Below are 1278 nucleotides of genomic sequence, written 5' to 3' on the forward strand. Positions count from 1 at the left end.
TCACTAGCGTTGCATTAATTAATACGAAATATTTAAAATACCCATAATCTTCACTAATTTACTATGATGCAAAGAAAAAGTCCTTTATAATGGATATAGTCAGGTGGTAACCCGTCCAAATCCAAAACAAAGGACCAATCTCATGGACAAGATTACACGAAAAAATTCAATTGGGCAATGGTTTTCACCAATAAATCTTCAGTCACTTGAAGAAAATGTGAAAACGATGAAATTAGATTACTATACAAAAAAGTTAACGACAGAGTCTTTCCTGAAACTACTACTTTTTGCACAGTTAGAGGAAATAGAAAGTCTGCATGCGTTAGGTGCTTCTCTTTTCAATGACCAGCTTCAGAGAGAAATTAATCTTGATTCAATTAGTGTTTCTCAACTGTCTCGACGATTAAACGGGATGAATCCAGCAATATTTCAACATATTTTTCTCGATTTAGTGTGTCAAATTCAAGCGAAAACACAATATCCCAAATTGGTGATGCCTTTAAAAATCATTGATTCAAGTACATTGCCACTTAATCTAACCAATCATAAATGGGCAGAGTTTCGGAAAACAAAAGCTGGAGTAAAACTACATCTCCGCCTAGTATTTATGGATAAAGGAAGATATTATCCTGAAAAGGCAGTGCTAACAAATGCGAAAGAACATGATCGCAATCAGCTAGAAGTCATGATTGATGACAAGGAATGCATGTATGTTTTTGATCGCGGGTACTTGGATTACGAACGCTTTGATCGCATGACAGACGACGGTTATTTTTTTCTCACAAGACTTCGAAATAATGCCGTTATATGGGTTGTTGACGACTTTAAACTACCAGAGAATTCAGCTGTTTTATCGGATCAAATGGTGTTAATTGGTACGACGCAAAACCGTGCCGAGAATTTTTTCCGTCTACTAAAAGTTGTAGATTCGAAAGGTAATGTACTTCAATTAATTACAAACCGATACGATTTGAGCGCCGAAGAAATTTCTGAGATGTACAAATCACGTTGGGCCATTGAGTTGTTTTTCAAATGGATCAAGCAGCACTTGAACATCAAGAAATTCTATGGTCAAAGTGAGTCAGCGATTTACAATCAAGTTTTTATTGCACTTATTGTATTCTGTTTAAATGTACTCATTCAAATCGAAACGAAAAGTAAAAGAACAATCCTACAGATCAGTCGTTTTTTAAGAGCCTCGTTGTGGAGGCCAGCTTATATCTGGCTCCTGAAAATTGAGGGAAAAGGTGCTTCTTAACTACCAAAACGTCGCTGTCA

At 36.1% G+C, this 1278-nt stretch carries 1 protein-coding gene; it reads left to right on the forward strand.

Annotation, left to right across the window (positions count from 1 at the left end):
* Nucleotides 1-142: 142 nt before the first annotated feature.
* Nucleotides 143-1258, forward strand: a complete 1116-nt coding sequence (locus ACXYMZ_RS16425; RefSeq protein WP_458949494.1) for an IS4 family transposase — start codon at nucleotides 143-145, stop codon at nucleotides 1256-1258.
* Nucleotides 1259-1278 lie beyond the last annotated feature (20 nt).

The sequence above is a fragment of the Oceanobacillus sp. CAU 1775 genome, assembly GCF_054482815.1.

Bases quoted from the DNA above. Each gene is read 5' to 3' on its own strand.
- ACXYMZ_RS16425 (WP_458949494.1), top strand. From the start codon at position 143: ATGGACAAGATTACACGAAAAAATTCAATTGGGCAATGGTTTTCACCA.